The organism is Cyclobacterium roseum, assembly GCF_010119225.1.
Lineage (GTDB): Bacteria > Bacteroidota > Bacteroidia > Cytophagales > Cyclobacteriaceae > Cyclobacterium > Cyclobacterium roseum.
This window is the reverse complement of record NZ_WNKF01000004.1, coordinates 121,726-135,818: the sequence shown is the minus strand read 5'-3', so window position 1 is coordinate 135,818 and position 14,093 is coordinate 121,726. Positions and strand designations below refer to the sequence as shown.

The 14,093-nt window shown below is 46.8% G+C and carries 10 protein-coding genes; 5 read left to right on the top strand and 5 right to left on the bottom strand.

Annotation, left to right across the window (positions count from 1 at the left end; genetic code table 11):
- Positions 1 to 807, bottom strand: a complete 807-nt coding sequence (dapF, locus tag GJQ68_RS07390; RefSeq protein WP_162416669.1) for a diaminopimelate epimerase — start codon at positions 805 to 807, stop codon at positions 1 to 3.
- 360 nt (positions 808 to 1,167) lie between these two features.
- On the opposite strand from dapF, the gene GJQ68_RS07385 reads away from it, so the two are divergent.
- From GJQ68_RS07385 to GJQ68_RS07365, 5 genes are all read left to right on the top strand, one after another.
- Entirely contained in the window at positions 1,168 to 1,638 is a 471-nt protein-coding gene (locus GJQ68_RS07385; RefSeq protein WP_162416668.1) for a pyrophosphohydrolase domain-containing protein, read from the top strand.
- Between the two features lie 4 nt (positions 1,639 to 1,642).
- Positions 1,643 to 2,737, top strand: a complete 1,095-nt coding sequence (locus GJQ68_RS07380) for a DmpA family aminopeptidase (protein ID WP_162416667.1) — start codon at positions 1,643 to 1,645, stop codon at positions 2,735 to 2,737.
- Positions 2,738 to 2,821: 84 nt separating this feature from the next.
- Positions 2,822 to 6,310, top strand: coding sequence for a PKD domain-containing protein (locus GJQ68_RS07375; RefSeq protein WP_162416666.1), 3,489 nt, complete (start codon positions 2,822 to 2,824; stop codon positions 6,308 to 6,310).
- Positions 6,311 to 6,447: 137 nt separating this feature from the next.
- On the top strand, positions 6,448 to 6,708 hold the full coding sequence (locus tag GJQ68_RS07370; protein ID WP_162416665.1) for a KilA-N domain-containing protein: 261 nt from the start codon (positions 6,448 to 6,450) through the stop codon (positions 6,706 to 6,708).
- A complete protein-coding gene (locus tag GJQ68_RS07365; protein ID WP_162416664.1) occupies positions 6,708 to 7,535 on the top strand; it encodes a KilA-N domain-containing protein in 828 nt (275 codons plus the stop codon). The genes GJQ68_RS07370 and GJQ68_RS07365 overlap by 1 nt, the downstream gene beginning before the upstream one ends.
- A 119-nt stretch (positions 7,536 to 7,654) precedes the next feature.
- Here the strand turns inward: GJQ68_RS07365 and GJQ68_RS07360 are convergent, their stop codons facing one another.
- The 4 genes from GJQ68_RS07360 to GJQ68_RS07345 form a co-directional block, all read right to left on the bottom strand.
- Positions 7,655 to 8,293, bottom strand: coding sequence for a lipoprotein signal peptidase (locus tag GJQ68_RS07360; protein ID WP_162416663.1), 639 nt, complete (start codon positions 8,291 to 8,293; stop codon positions 7,655 to 7,657).
- A gap of 2 nt (positions 8,294 to 8,295) precedes the next feature.
- On the bottom strand, positions 8,296 to 11,670 hold the full coding sequence (ileS, locus tag GJQ68_RS07355) for an isoleucine--tRNA ligase (RefSeq protein WP_162416662.1): 3,375 nt from the start codon (positions 11,668 to 11,670) through the stop codon (positions 8,296 to 8,298).
- 198 nt (positions 11,671 to 11,868) lie between these two features.
- Positions 11,869 to 13,191, bottom strand: coding sequence for an apiosidase-like domain-containing protein (locus GJQ68_RS07350; RefSeq protein WP_162416661.1), 1,323 nt, complete (start codon positions 13,189 to 13,191; stop codon positions 11,869 to 11,871).
- Complete coding sequence (locus GJQ68_RS07345) at positions 13,170 to 14,093, bottom strand: alpha/beta hydrolase (RefSeq protein WP_162416660.1); 924 nt, start codon at positions 14,091 to 14,093, stop codon at positions 13,170 to 13,172. Before GJQ68_RS07345 ends, GJQ68_RS07350 begins: the two co-directional genes overlap by 22 nt.

Sequence of the window (14,093 nt, the reverse complement as noted above, 5' to 3'; positions counted from 1 at the left end):
CTATCTTAAATTTACCTTATCTCCTGCCATTTCGGCAATAGAAATCTTCCCGGAAAATACCTGCTTGGCAGGCCCTGCCAAAATGATGTTTTCAAAGCTGCCACTTTGGCTTTTTACAAAGGTCACTTCCAGGTTTCCTCCCAGCGTCCTTATTTTAACTTTGTTCGGACCCACCTGAGACCCGTAAACCAATGCACAGGCGGTGACTCCGGTGCCACATGAAAGGGTTTCGTCTTCCACTCCCCTTTCAAAAGTTCGTACTTCAATGTGGTTTTTGTCCAGGGCTTTTATGAAATTTACATTGGTACCTTCCGGATAGCTATCTTTGTCATGGCGGATTTTTCGTCCCGTTCCCACTACGTCGTAGTTTTCCAGCTCCTCGACAAACCTCACGTGATGCGGGGAGCCGGTGTTCACAAAATAATCGCGTCCTGCCCCCTGTATGGTATTCACCTTTCCCATTTCCAACGCTACCCACTCACCGCTGATCTCGGCCAGATGAGGACCATCTATGGCCAGGAAATGGGCATTTTCCCGAATCATTCCCAGAAACCTGGCGAAAGCTACGGCACATCTTGCGCCATTGCCACACATACTTTGAGAACCATCTGCATTATGATAGATCATTTCAAAGTCATACCCTTCTTTCTCTTTCAGGAGGATTAGCCCGTCTGCTCCAATTCCAAATTTTCTATGGCAGAGGTTTTTAATCGTTGGAACCGGATCCTTTCCCAGAGAATGTTCGCGCCCATCGACCATGATAAAATCATTCCCGGTTCCCTGATATTTATAAAATGTTATATTCATTTGAATTTTAACCAGTTATACCTTCAGGGGATTGCGAATAAACCACTTTCCATGATGGGATTTGCGCTTTTAGCGTATCAAAAACCCCACCAATACCTGAAGCAATTACAAAAATAATCATCTTGTTCGAAATTACGGGCTTATATTCAATTTACTATGGCAATTACCGGGCAAACTGCGGCGATCGCAGGTACCCGGCTTTTAATATCGATAACCTTTAGTAGTAAATACGGGAGGCACCGGGTCCGGTTGTACCTTCTAACTAAACCCTTGACCAACCAATGCCTAAATAGTTTTAAAAGAGCTTGCTTCCTAACCTGGGGCTCTTTTTATTTGATAGGAATTACCCTGATTTACCTTATGAAAGATCCCCAAAGCTTATCCTCGGTTGCCCGATTTCACCAGACATTTAAGCATCCGGTCCTACCTGATCCAGCCATCCCATCCCCATCCCGCTGTCAATTACGCCTTTCTTTGATTTCTGAAGAGCTGCAAGAACTGGAAGAAGCGATCCAAAAGCAGGATTTGGTAGAAGTAGCCGATGCACTATGTGATATTCAGTACGTGCTTTCCGGAGCTATATTGGAATTTGGGCTGGCAGAAAAATTTCATGCGTTGTTTGAGGAGGTGCAGCGATCCAATATGAGCAAGGCTTGCAAAAACGAAAAAGAGGCAAAAGAAACGGTGAGCTATTACAAAAACAACGGAACGGATTGCTATTATGTTCCCGCTGACGATGTCTTTTTGGTCTACAGGTCAAGTGATAATAAGACCTTGAAATCCATTCACTATTCCCCCGCTGATTTGGCTTCCATCCTTCAAAACTCCTGATACCATGCGATATTCACTTGTATTGATAGCTATGGCCTTGATTTATCATTCTTCAGCTCAGGCTCAGAATAGCGCCCGGAATGAGGGGATTTCCCTGGGTGTTTTGAATCCGGGAAAGTGGAATGCCATCACTGACGTACCCGGTGTGTCCGTGGGACAGGTTACCCTGGTAGAAGGGGCAGATGTCAGAACCGGAGTGACCGCCATATTGCCCCACCCGGGCAATTTATTCCAACAGAAAGTTCCGGCAGCCGTTTACGTGGCCAATGGATTTGGCAAATTGGCGGGTAGTACCCAAATCCAGGAATTGGGAAACCTGGAATCTCCGATTATTTTGACCAACACCTTGAGTGTGGCCGCTGGTATGGAGGGAATATTGGATTACATGCTGTTTTTGGAAGGCAATGAAGAAGTGGGCTCGCTCAATGCGGTCGTGGGAGAAACGAACGATGGCTATCTTAATGATATCAGAGGAAGACATGTGAAGCGGGAACACGTGACAGAGGCGATAAAAAAAGCAAAAACCGGCCCGGTAAAGGAGGGAAATGTGGGTGCTGGTACCGGTACAATCTGTTTTGGATTTAAAGGCGGTATTGGTACCTCTTCCCGAAAGCTTCCGGAAAATCTGGGTGGCTATACGATCGGGGTGCTGGTGCAAAGTAATTTTGGAGGTGTTTTACAAATCGGAGGGCAGCCTGTAGGTAAAATCCTGGGACAATATAGCTTTAAAAACCAACTGGAATCTGCCGACGGTTCCTGCATGATCGTAGTGGCGACAAATGCACCTGTCGACGCTCGAAACCTGGAACGCATCGCAAAGAGAGCCATCATGGGCCTGGCCCGAACCGGGGGGATTGCCTCCAATGGCAGTGGGGATTATGTTGTCGCTTTCAGTACCTCAAAAGAATTGATAACATCCCCCTTGAACGTAGCAGCCCTGGATAACAATGCGATTACCCCGCTATTTTTAGCGGCCATCGAAGCGACGGAGGAAGCCATTATCAATTCCTTGTTTGCTGCCGAGGACATGAAGGGTAAAAAAGGGAGGCAGGTGAAGGCACTGCCTAAAGAAAAAGTAAAGGAATTATTTTCCGAATAGGTACTTTCCTTCTGTATACCAGGAATTAGCGGAAGTTTTATTTTATTAGGTAAATCAGTTTCCGTTCAATTTTTCTTTGTATACTTGAAAGCGAGAACGAGAATTGGATTTCAGGTGGTGACGACACAAAAATTTCAAAAGAAAGTTTGGCGAAAAATGTACGCCATCGTTTTGCTGTGGATGGTATTTCAGGCCTCGTCCGCTCCTGCTCAGGTGCTACAACCTTTTTTGCCCCGATCCTCTCCCAATGGTCCCAGTACCAATATTTATAATATTAACGGAGATTTTACCATTATCGGAAACACAAATCTGACCCTGGAAAATTACAGTCTCGATCTACAGAATAATTACCCCATGGTGTATGTGGATGAGGACAACGATCCGGAAACCTTTAATTCCTCCGCTGCAACCCTTGTCTTCTCTAATGAGAACGGGGCGGATCCCACCTGTACCGAGGTCCTGTTTGCGGGTCTTTACTGGACAGGACGTTCTTCGGAAGACATGGAATTTGACGTTACCAAAGCAGGAATTACCAAAAACTTAGATAAAAAAAAGGTTAGCATAAAAGTGCCGGGACAAACAGCGTATACTACGGTGCAAGCACAAAATGACGAAATCTGGTTTCCTGAATCGTATCTGGAACAGGACGGTTTGTTTGTCGGATATGCGGATGTAACCGATATGGTAAAATCTGCTGGCTCGGGAGAGTATTGGATAGCGGATTTGGCATTACAAGAGGGAACGGGTGGATCAATCGGCTTTTACGGCGGCTGGGGAATGGTAGTAGTCTACGAAAATGCCCTGATGGAAGCCAGAGATGTGGTCGTGTTTGATGGTTTTGCTTATGTAGAGTCTTATCTGAACCAAAATAATATTCTTGATTTACAGGGGTTTTCCGCAGTGGAATCCGGACCAGTAAATGTGAAATTGGGGGTAATGGCTGCTGAGGGCGAAAGAGGCGGCACAGGAGATTATTTTGAAATCGAGGAAGGAGTAAATTCCGGGGAATTTGTACGCCTTCAACACGATAGCAACGACACCTTTAATTTTTTCAATAGCAGTATCTCTACTGGGGGAAACCCCCGGAAACCGGAATTGATTAATAATACGGGTATGGACCTGGCCGTTTTTCAGATTCCAAATGAGGACAATCGCATCATTGCCAATGGACAAACCCAAACCCGTTTTAATTATGCCTCTGTCATTGATACCTACGCCATTTTTAATATTACCTTTTCGATTAATGCCCGGCAGACAAAGTTAGAGGCTATCCATCAGTTTACCGGAGAAAACCCGCAGGTGGATGAAGTTTATCAGGTGACCGGTAAGGAGCCGCTAACATTTCGGGTTGAGATCCGAAATAAGGGGCAGGAGGCGATTAAAGATGCCAGAGTGGAAATTCCCCTGCCGCCATCCGTTGATTTTGAGCAAGTAAACGAAATTTGGTGGGATGGCAACCCGATGCCGGGTGGAATAAATTATGAACCTTCCCTAGGTTCGGGGGGAACCCTGGTTTGGGAGATCGGGGACGTGCCCGTTTCGGCGGACCCGGATGATTTGATCGGTTTTGTGGAGTATACGTTAATAGCCCCTGATAACTGCGCCGGTCCTGACGGATTTCAATGCACAAGCAATTTTGACATTTCCGGAGAAGTAACCGGGAAAAATGCCAATACCGATATCGTTTTTTCCAGCCCCGTGATTCAGGGCTTTGCCAGCGACGGTACATGTACCCTCAACCCCCTGTCTGATCCGATTTATTTTGACGTCATGGTGGACGAAGGTTCCTGTCCAGATGTCGGAGATCCACTTGCGATCCAACTCTGCAATGTGGGGGAAGATGCGATTGATGTATCCGAGCTCGTGGGATATTTCCCGGATGGTGCGCGATTTTACGATGCGTTTCCTGTAGCGGATGGCACTGTCGAATACACAGCAGCCAACCCGTTCCCTAAATCAGAGCAGCTTCGCTCATTTGTCGCTGTATTGGGCGATGAGTCAGCTTGTTTTCGGCCCTTTACATTGGTGCACCAAACCATGGAAGCCACTGTGTCGGTGACTTCTGATTATGGAGGATTTCCTATTTCCTGTTTTGGTGCATCCGATGGCGCGGTTTCAGTGCAAGTGGAAGGCGGAACAGCACCCTATACCTATCAGTGGGATGATACCGCCGATAGTACTACACCCAGTCTGGAAAACCTTCCTTCGGGAACTTATACCGTTATGATTACCGACAGTCAAAATTGTACCACAAGTGGTTCCGTGACACTGGAGCAGCCAGAACAGGTAGAAATTCTTCTGGACACAGAGGCTTCCAATCTGGACTTGGGATGTGATCCGGCAAACGAGGCATGGGTTGTGGTTGAAATTCAGGGTGGAACCGCTCCCGTTAGCGCTGACCTGTATCTTGTTGGTGGGGATGGTTCGGAAGAAAGGATCAGCAACCGGGATTTTGAGATGGGCAGAGATATTCGCTTCGGGGATTTGGAATCAGGGAGTTACCTGATTCGGGCTATGGATACCAATGGTTGCCTACAAGAACGTTCTTTTGAGGTAGCAGGGGTGGAAACGCTTTCCTATGCCTCGGAGATTACGCCTGTGCAAAGCTGCCAAAATCTGGAAACGGCATCCATCGCGATCCTTCCGGATGGAGATCCGGCCTTGCTTACCTATGCCTGGTCTAACGGAGCCACCACGCCGAACCTTGAAAATATTGGGCCCGGGTCCTATTCAGTAGTCATTTCCAATGGTTCCGGGTGCAGTCGGGAAGAAACGTTTACCATTGCGTCTCCGGAGCCTCCGGAATTTACTATCGCTTCCTCTACGGAGGTGATTTGCGGTGAGCCGGGGTTAGAAACTACCTTTTTGGTGATTTTGGAGGAGGAAGCAGATGCCGTTGAAATTCAATGGACCGGAGGGGAAGTAGCGGATGATGGATTCACCATGGTCAGCGTCATACCGGGAACCTATTCGGTTACCATTCAGGATGAAAAAGGGTGTTCCTCCAGTCAGGAAGTGGAAGTGCTTCCCTATGTGCTGGATGCCAGTTTTGACTTTTCGGGTCCCGGAAACCCTCCCACTTCGGAGTTTTTTATAGGAGATCCAATCGAGTTTGATGCTGGTTTTACCGGGAACGTAACGGCATTTTTGTGGGACTTTGGGGACGGTAACCAAAGCACAGCGGCCAGCCCCACGCATCAATACCGGCAAAAAGGCACTTTTACGGTCAGTCTGGAGCTGGTAGATGGGAATGGCTGTACCGCAGGGTTTACGCGGGAGATTTCTATTTTGGCTTTTGAGATTCGCATGCCCGATGGATTCACTCCCGATGCTTCCGATGGTAGCAATACCCATTACTTCCCCGTTTTCGCTAAAATAGACGGACTTGAATTCTGGGTTTTTAATAAATGGGGAGAAGTGATTTTTTATACCTCAGACGAACAGTCCGAGGGATGGAACGGATATTACCAGGGCAAGGCGGCTCCGGCAGGTAGCTACGTATACCGGCTTTCCTATACGGCACCGGATGGCAGCCAGGAGACGAAATCCGGATCGTTTTTGCTGGTACGGTAGGGAATAGAGTAACATTACGATTTTGGTTGGACCTTCATCGAGAGTTTATACAAATGGGAAGGAAAGCGTACTGATCATGAAGAGATCATTGAACCCTGAAATTATCATTTCTGAAAGCTTTTCAAAGTGAGCGATTAATGGCAAAGAATAAGAAAATAACGATTGAAGGAGCAGAGATCACAGTCTTATCTCAGGATGCAGACGACTACATTTCCCTGACGGATATGGCTAGAAGTCAGTTGAAGGATGTAGTCATCATCAAGTGGTTAAGCCTGAAGAGCACGATTGAATATCTTGGAGAATGGGAGTCACTCTACAACCCAGATTTTAATTATACCGAATTCGGTACAATTAAAAATGCGATCAGGATAAATTCTGGTGATTTAATTTTTAAATGATGGCAAAAAATAAACTTATAAAAGTAAAGGGGAAGGAAATCACCCTTTTTTCTACAAAAGCGGATGACTACATTTCGCTTACTGATATGGCCCGGTACCGGGATGCTGAACGCACCAACTATATTATCCAAAACTGGATGAGAACCCGAAGCGCCATTGAGTTTTGTGGACTTTGGGAACAATTGAACAATCCCGACTTTAAAAGCATCGAATTCGATGCTTTTAAAAATCAATCAGGTGCCAACAGCTTTGCCCTTACTCCTCAAAAATGGATAGAGGCTACCCATGCCATCGGAATCATTTCCAAGTCAGGCCGGTATGGTGGCACTTTTGCTCACCGGGATATCGCTTTCGAATTTGCCACCTGGATCAGTGCCGAATTCAAGTTTTATCTAATCAATGAATTCCAGCGGCTCAAAGAAGAGGAAAGCGATCGACTTAAACTAGAATGGAATTTTCAACGAACATTAGCCAAAGTAAATTACCATATCCACACAGATGCTATCAAAGAAAACCTGATTCCTGAAAAACTCTCAAAACAGCAGGTTTCCTTCATCTATGCCAATGAAGCAGATGTATTGAATGTCGCCCTGTTTGGTAAAACGGCTAAACAATGGCGCGATCAAAACCCTGATCTAAAAGGGAATATTAGAGATTATGCCTCGCTAGAGCAATTGGTGGTGCTCTCCAACATGGAAAGTGTCAATGCCATGCTGATCCATCAGGAGATAGAACAACCGGAACGGCTGACACAACTCAATCAAATGGCAATTACACAGATAAAATCCCTGCTGAAGCATAAAGACCAGACAAAAAAACTGAGGTGATGAGGAATAATGGGTTTTGAGTAATGAACTGTGAAATCAATCTTGATTATATTTTTGTCAAAACTATTGTAACAGCGAATTACCTTGACTGGGAATCACTTAAATTACCTTAAAAGTTCCTATGCTTTCTTTTCATCGATAAATTGCCGCTGCACCTCGTCTTCTTCCTCTTCGTTGGCATCATTTTCTTCAAAAAACCGTTTCTGGTAGAGTAGAATGATCGCCACGCCGACGAAAATGGAGGCATCCGCAATGTTAAAAATGGGCCAGAGCGCTGTATAGCTTCCACCCATCAATGGGACCCATTCCGGAATAAAGCCTTCCCAGATATCAATGTAAAACATGTCGATTACCTGACCGTGAAACCAGGGGCTGGGGGCATCGAAGGGCGCATTTCCCAACCAAACCCCATAAAAAACACTGTCAATTAAATTTCCAACCGCTCCACCTAAAATCATGGATATGCAGAAGATGTATCCCGGGTGGGCCTTTTTTTGGATCAGGGCATACAAGTAATAGCCAATCCCAAACATGGCAATCAACCGAAAACTGGTGAGGATCAATTTACCATATTCCGAGCCCAGTTGCATGCCAAATGCCATGCCCGGATTGGTGGTATAGTGCAGTTTAAACCAATCTCCAAAAACTTTTATTTGCCCTACGGTGCCGAAATCCATACCATTATGCACCAACATTTTTACTGCCTGGTCCAGGAGGATCACAATAAGGGTGATGCCAAAATACTTCAAATAGTTCATAGCTAAACTTTCTCTATGGTAACGGAGAGTGTGTACTCATCCATTTCCAGTACGGTTGGATTTTTTATTTCGTTTTCCATTTGCAATGCTAAGGCCTGGGTTTCGGTTTGGATATAGTCCGAAAAATGGTTCAATGCACCGCTTACCAGTTGATCGGATGCGGCCGCTTTGATACGAATTTTATCCTGAACTTCCAGGCCTAGGTCCTTTCTCAGGTTTTGGATCCGGTTTACAAAATCCCGGGCAATTCCCTCTTCTTTCAACTCGGTCGTAAGCGTCACGTCCAGCGCCACGGTCAGTCCATTATCACTGGCTACCGACCATCCGGGAATATCCTGGGATTGTATCAATACCTCTTCCAGGGTAATGGTTTCCTCAGTGCCATCGAGGGTCATTGTCATCCGACCCTCTTTTTCAATACGGGCAATTTCTTGCTTACCCCATTTTTGAATCGCCTGGTTGACCAGTTTCATTTTCGGACCGAATCTTTTACCTAAAAGAGCAAAATTCGGCTTGATGCTTTTTACCAGAATACCAGAGGTATCGTCGATGTAGTCTATGGATTTGACATTAACTTCGGATTTGATCAACTCTTCCACATGTTGGATGTAGGCTTGCGTTTCCGCTTGCAACACCGGAATGAGGATTTTTTGAAGGGGCTGCCTTACTTTCAGTTTTTCTTTTTTCCTCAGTGAATGTACCAGAGAAGAGATCTCCTGAGCCAGTTGCATGCTATTTTCCAATCGCTCATTGACTAGTTCATCCTCCATGGTTGGCCAGTCTGTCAAGTGTACCGAAAGGGGGCTTATATCCAGGCTTTCGGTAAGGTTTTGGTAAAGCCAATCGGCATAAAAAGGTGCCACAGGGGCCATTAACTTGGACAGCATTTCCAGGCATTCGTACAGGGTTTCATAAGCAGCCTGTTTGTCAGGATTCATGTCTCCTCTCCAAAAGCGTTTTCTGGCCAGCCGCACATACCAGTTAGACAGCTGGTCCACGGTAAAGCTCATGATCGCACGCGTGGCCGGTGTAACGTCGTAGTTTTCATACGCATCCCCGGTTTCCCGGATCAGTGATTGCAGTTTGGACAGGATCCATCGATCCAGTTCCGGTCTGTTTTTTACTGGAATCTTCGTATCCTTCCGGTAGACAAAGTCATCCAGGTTGGCGTAAAGGGCAAAGAAATTATAGGTGTTTTGAAGCGTTCCAAAAAACCGTCTCTGGACTTCTGCCACTCCTTCCTGATTGAACTTCAGGTTATCCCAGGGGTTGGCATTGCTAAGCATGTACCAGCGCAAGGCATCGGGACCGAACTCCTTTAACGTCAAAAAGGGATCCACGGCGTTACCCAGGCGCTTGGACATTTTGTTTCCATTTTTATCCAGTACCAGTCCATTGGCGATGACATTTTTGAAAGCCACGTTGTCAAAAAGCATTACCGCCAGGGTGTGGAGGGTAAAAAACCAACCCCGGGTTTGGTCAACTCCTTCTGCAATAAAATCTGCCGGGTAATTGGCCTTAAATTGAGCTTCGTTTTCAAAAGGATAATGCCACTGGGCATAGGGCATGGCTCCGGAGTCAAACCAAACGTCAATCAAGTCAGCTTCACGAAATAGTTTGTCTCCATTTTCCCCCACCAATACTATATCGTCCACATAGGGGCGGTGCAAATCCGGCTCTTTCCCTTTAAAGGGGGATTCCTTCATGTAGCCTTTAGCTATGGACTGCTCGATTTCTGCTTCCAATTCGGCAATCGAGCCGATGCATTTGGTTTGGGTACCTGCTTCGTTTCTCCAGATAGGCAAAGGAGTACCCCAATACCGGGAGCGGCTGAGATTCCAGTCCACGAGATTTTCGAGCCAGTTGCCAAACCTGCCGGTTCCGGTGGATTCCGGTTTCCAGTTGATGGTTCGGTTATGGGCTACCAACTGATCCTTATAAGCCGTCGTTTTGATAAACCAGCTTTCCAGTGGATAGTACAAGATTGGCATGTCGGTACGCCAGCAGTGGGGATAACTGTGTTCGTATTTTTCTACCTTAAACGCCTTGTTTTCATTTTTTAATATAATGGAAATGATGACATCCGTACTTTTATAAGATTTATCATTTTCGTCATCCAGCGAATAATTTTTGACAAAAAAGTCATCTTCCCCCAGCGGCTTATGAGCCTGAATGTCGTGCTCCGCCATTTTTGCTTTCAGGTACCGGCCCACTACGGGGAGAAATTTCCCTTTCTTGTCCACTACAGGAATTTCCTGATCCCGGTCGTCCCGGAGAAATATACCGGGAATGTTTTGCTGGGTCAGGGTTCTGAAATCGTCGGCACCAAAGGCTTTGGCCAGGTGGACAACTCCGGTACCGTCTTCGGTGGTCACGTAATCCCCGGCGATGACCGAAAAAGCCGGGTCTGGAAGGGCCAATTCCGGTATGGGGAATAGTTGTTCGTATTTCAGTCCTAGTAAGTCCTTGCCCTTGAGCTGTTCTACGATCCGGTAAGGGATAATTTTGTCGCCAGGCTTGTAGGTTTCCAGGTCCAACTTGGATCCATCGGGATGAAAGTAGGCCCGGATCCTTTCCTTCGCAAGAATTACGGTTTGGGGTTCAAAGGTATAGGGATTGAATGTGCGTACCTTCACATAATCCAGTTTCTCCCCTATGGCCAGGGCTGAATTGGACGGAAGGGTCCAGGGGGTGGTGGTCCAGGCAAGGATGTAGAGATTTTCCTCCCCGCGAACCTTGAATTGAGCGGTGATGGAAGTGTCCTTCACATCCCGGTAGCAACCGGGTTGGTTGAGTTCGTGCGAACTAAGACCGGTTCCTGCTGCGGGAGAATAAGGTTGGATGGTGTAGCCTTTATATAGAAGATCCTTGTCGTACAATTTCTTTAGCAGGTGCCATAAGGTTTCGACATATTTTGCATCGAATGTGATATACGGATCATCGAGATCTACCCAATACCCAATTTTTTCGGTCAGATCATCCCATTCATGCTTAAAGCGCATGACGGTTTCCCGGCATTTCTGGTTGTAGGCCTCTACGGAAATTTTGCTCCCGATATCCTCTTTAGTAATGCCCAGCTCCTTCTCTACCTGAAGTTCCACGGGGAGGCCATGGGTATCCCAGCCCCCTTTACGTTTGACCTGAAACCCTTTCAGCGTTTTATATCGGCAAAAGACATCTTTGATGGCTCTGGCCATCACATGGTGAATGCCCGGGGTGCCATTGGCGGAAGGGGGCCCTTCATAAAAGGTGTAGCTGGGGGCTCCCTCCCTGTTCGCAACTGATTTTTCAAAAATTTGGTGGCTTTTCCAAAAAGCCAATATATCCTCCCCTATCTTGGGATACGCTACCTGTTTATACTCCTTATATTTTTTCACTGCAAATAGAAACTATTTTCGGTTTGGGTATTCCCTTTTTTTGCTTTTCCAACACGTGACAACTGCCTCAAAAGGAGGCGTAAAGTTAATAGAAAACTAGGGTTTATGTATGGCAATTGTGTAAAAACTACTCAGGAGGTAATCTTCCACTGAGTAGTAAAGATACAAACGAGTGTTTTCACAACTTAAAAAAACCGTTTAATCTGTGGATGGTGGGAGATAAGACCATTTCGAAAAGTTGGATTCATCCAGGATCAACAGCAGCCAGTCTTTCTGATCGTTGGGAACGGTAAACTCAGCGGTCAGCTTCCCCTGTATTTCACTTTGCTCACCGTTTTCAGGGTTCAGCCAGTAGGCCCGTTTTTTTCCACCACGGAGGATGCCGGACTTGATTTTGACATTTCTCCCTTGAGGACTGTAGATCAGGATCCAATCCCTTTCGGCAGTAGAAAGGGCAATTTTTACCGGGTTCCATTTCCAGGTTATTCCGGCTATCAGGGAAGCATCCGGTTTCATTTGTTGCCAGGGCAAACTTTCGAGTACCTGGCACAGGATACCCATATGCCGGGCACCGGGCAAGGCTAATGCTTCTTTCCAGGAAAACTGCGCACCAAATTTGGCATCGGTCTTTCCGTCGTACATTTGCCAGATTTCATTGCACCCATAGGTATGACCGGCAGCACCAGACAGCAGGTTCCAATAGGCTGCTCTGCGAACGTCTGCTGCTGATAGACGCTGAAAATGCCATTTGTTTAGCAGATTGGGAATGTTTTCGTATCCGGGTTCTCCATCGATCACCGGTCTGACAGGGCTTCTTTTTCGTGCCTTGCGGGTGAATCGGTACTCCCGGAATCCTTTTTGATGTCGGGTTTGGAAAAGGTCTAAGTCCAGCCAGGTAGATTTCCCGAAAAAGTCGCTGGCCAGGCAACCTCCATTGGGATGGTAGGTCATGAGCTGATCCGGCTGAAAGCTGCGAATGCCTACTGCCATTTGCTCAACAATGGCTTCATGGTCCGGGTTTTCCGGAACCCGGTCTCCGCCCATAATCCAGACTATATGTGGGAAATCCGCATAGCGCTGTCCCAAAAATTCCCCAAATTTTCGGGCATTTTCCGGGGTAAAAATTTCCGGTCCAAGCCCCCATTTTTTGTTAAATTTATCCCCCCATGTGGGGAGTAAGCCCAGATACAAGCCCATCTCATGGGCCAATCGCACCACCTGATCCACGTGCTTGAAATAAGCTTCGTTGGGTTTTTCCGGATCATCGTTGTGAAGGGGGGTCTCCCCGGAAGCATTGGGGGAATGCAATCCATCCAATTCGGCAAGGATGACGGTTTGGATAATTGTGAAACCAATCGTTTTCCGGTTTTGAAAATAGAACTCGGTCTCCTCAAGGCTTAGCCGATGTAGTAGTTCCCAGGCAGTATCTCCTAACCATAGAAACGGAGCCCCATCGGATTTTTCCAGATAGCGCCCATTTTCACTTATTTTTAACGGCTTCACGGCAAGTGTTGTATCCATTGGACACAACTTTCCATCCATCCTTTTTGGGTACCTTCTTTATTAATGGAAAGCGAGAACCCGTGCCCTCCGGTAGGGTACAAATGCATTTCCACCGGAACTTTCTTTTCCAACAACCCCTCATACATCAGCAGGCTGTGTTGCACCGGTACGGCGGTATCATCCTGAGAATGAAAAATAAACGTTGGCGGGCTGTCAGCCCTGACTTGCTTTTCGTTACTGAAATAGGTCACCCATTGTTGGTCCGGATCTTCACCAAGCAGGTTATTTCTGGAGCCGATGTGGGTGATGTGTTCCGTAAATGAAACCACAGGATAGCCCAGAATCATAAAGTCCGGTCGACTGGATTGGTGCTCGATGGCATCCTCGTCGCCTGGATTGCCTGAATCGAAGTGGGTGCCCAGAGTAGAGGCCAGGTGGCCGCCTGCTGAGAAGCCCATGATTCCAATTTGATCCGGGTCAATTCCCCAGGCTTCTGCATGGTGCCGAACCATCCGAATGGCCCGTTGCCCGTCTGCCATGGGTACGATATGCGATTGGGTCTGTGTTTCAGTGGAAGGAAGGCGGTATTTAAGTACGATGCCCGCAATCCCGTGGCTGTTTAGCCATTTGGCAATGTCCAGCCCCTCCCAGTCATAAGCCAGGACACCGTATCCACCTCCGGGGCAAATTATCACGGCTTTGCCGGTAGCCGACCGTTTTGCCGGTAAAAACACCTGGATTTGAGGATTTTGAACCTTGCTGATGACCTGAATGTCATTATTTTGGACGGTTTCGGTAATATCCGTATCTTTTTGAAAAGGCACTTCGCCCGGATAAATATCCAGGGTAAGGGGAGTCGTTTGTGCCAGGGAACTACCGGTAAGCATAAGCAAAAAGGCAACTAAGGTCAGTTTATTCAT

Bases quoted from the DNA above. Each gene is read 5' to 3' on its own strand.
- dapF (WP_162416669.1), bottom strand. From the start codon at position 807: ATGAATATAACATTTTATAAATATCAGGGAACCGGGAATGATTTTATC.
- GJQ68_RS07385 (WP_162416668.1), top strand. From the start codon at position 1,168: ATGAAAGATCCCCAAAGCTTATCCTCGGTTGCCCGATTTCACCAGACA.
- GJQ68_RS07380 (WP_162416667.1), top strand. From the start codon at position 1,643: ATGCGATATTCACTTGTATTGATAGCTATGGCCTTGATTTATCATTCT.
- GJQ68_RS07370 (WP_162416665.1), top strand. From the start codon at position 6,448: ATGGCAAAGAATAAGAAAATAACGATTGAAGGAGCAGAGATCACAGTC.
- GJQ68_RS07365 (WP_162416664.1), top strand. From the start codon at position 6,708: ATGGCAAAAAATAAACTTATAAAAGTAAAGGGGAAGGAAATCACCCTT.
- GJQ68_RS07360 (WP_162416663.1), bottom strand. From the start codon at position 8,293: ATGAACTATTTGAAGTATTTTGGCATCACCCTTATTGTGATCCTCCTG.
- GJQ68_RS07350 (WP_162416661.1), bottom strand. From the start codon at position 13,191: ATGGATACAACACTTGCCGTGAAGCCGTTAAAAATAAGTGAAAATGGG.
- GJQ68_RS07345 (WP_162416660.1), bottom strand. From the start codon at position 14,093: ATGAATAAACTGACCTTAGTTGCCTTTTTGCTTATGCTTACCGGTAGT.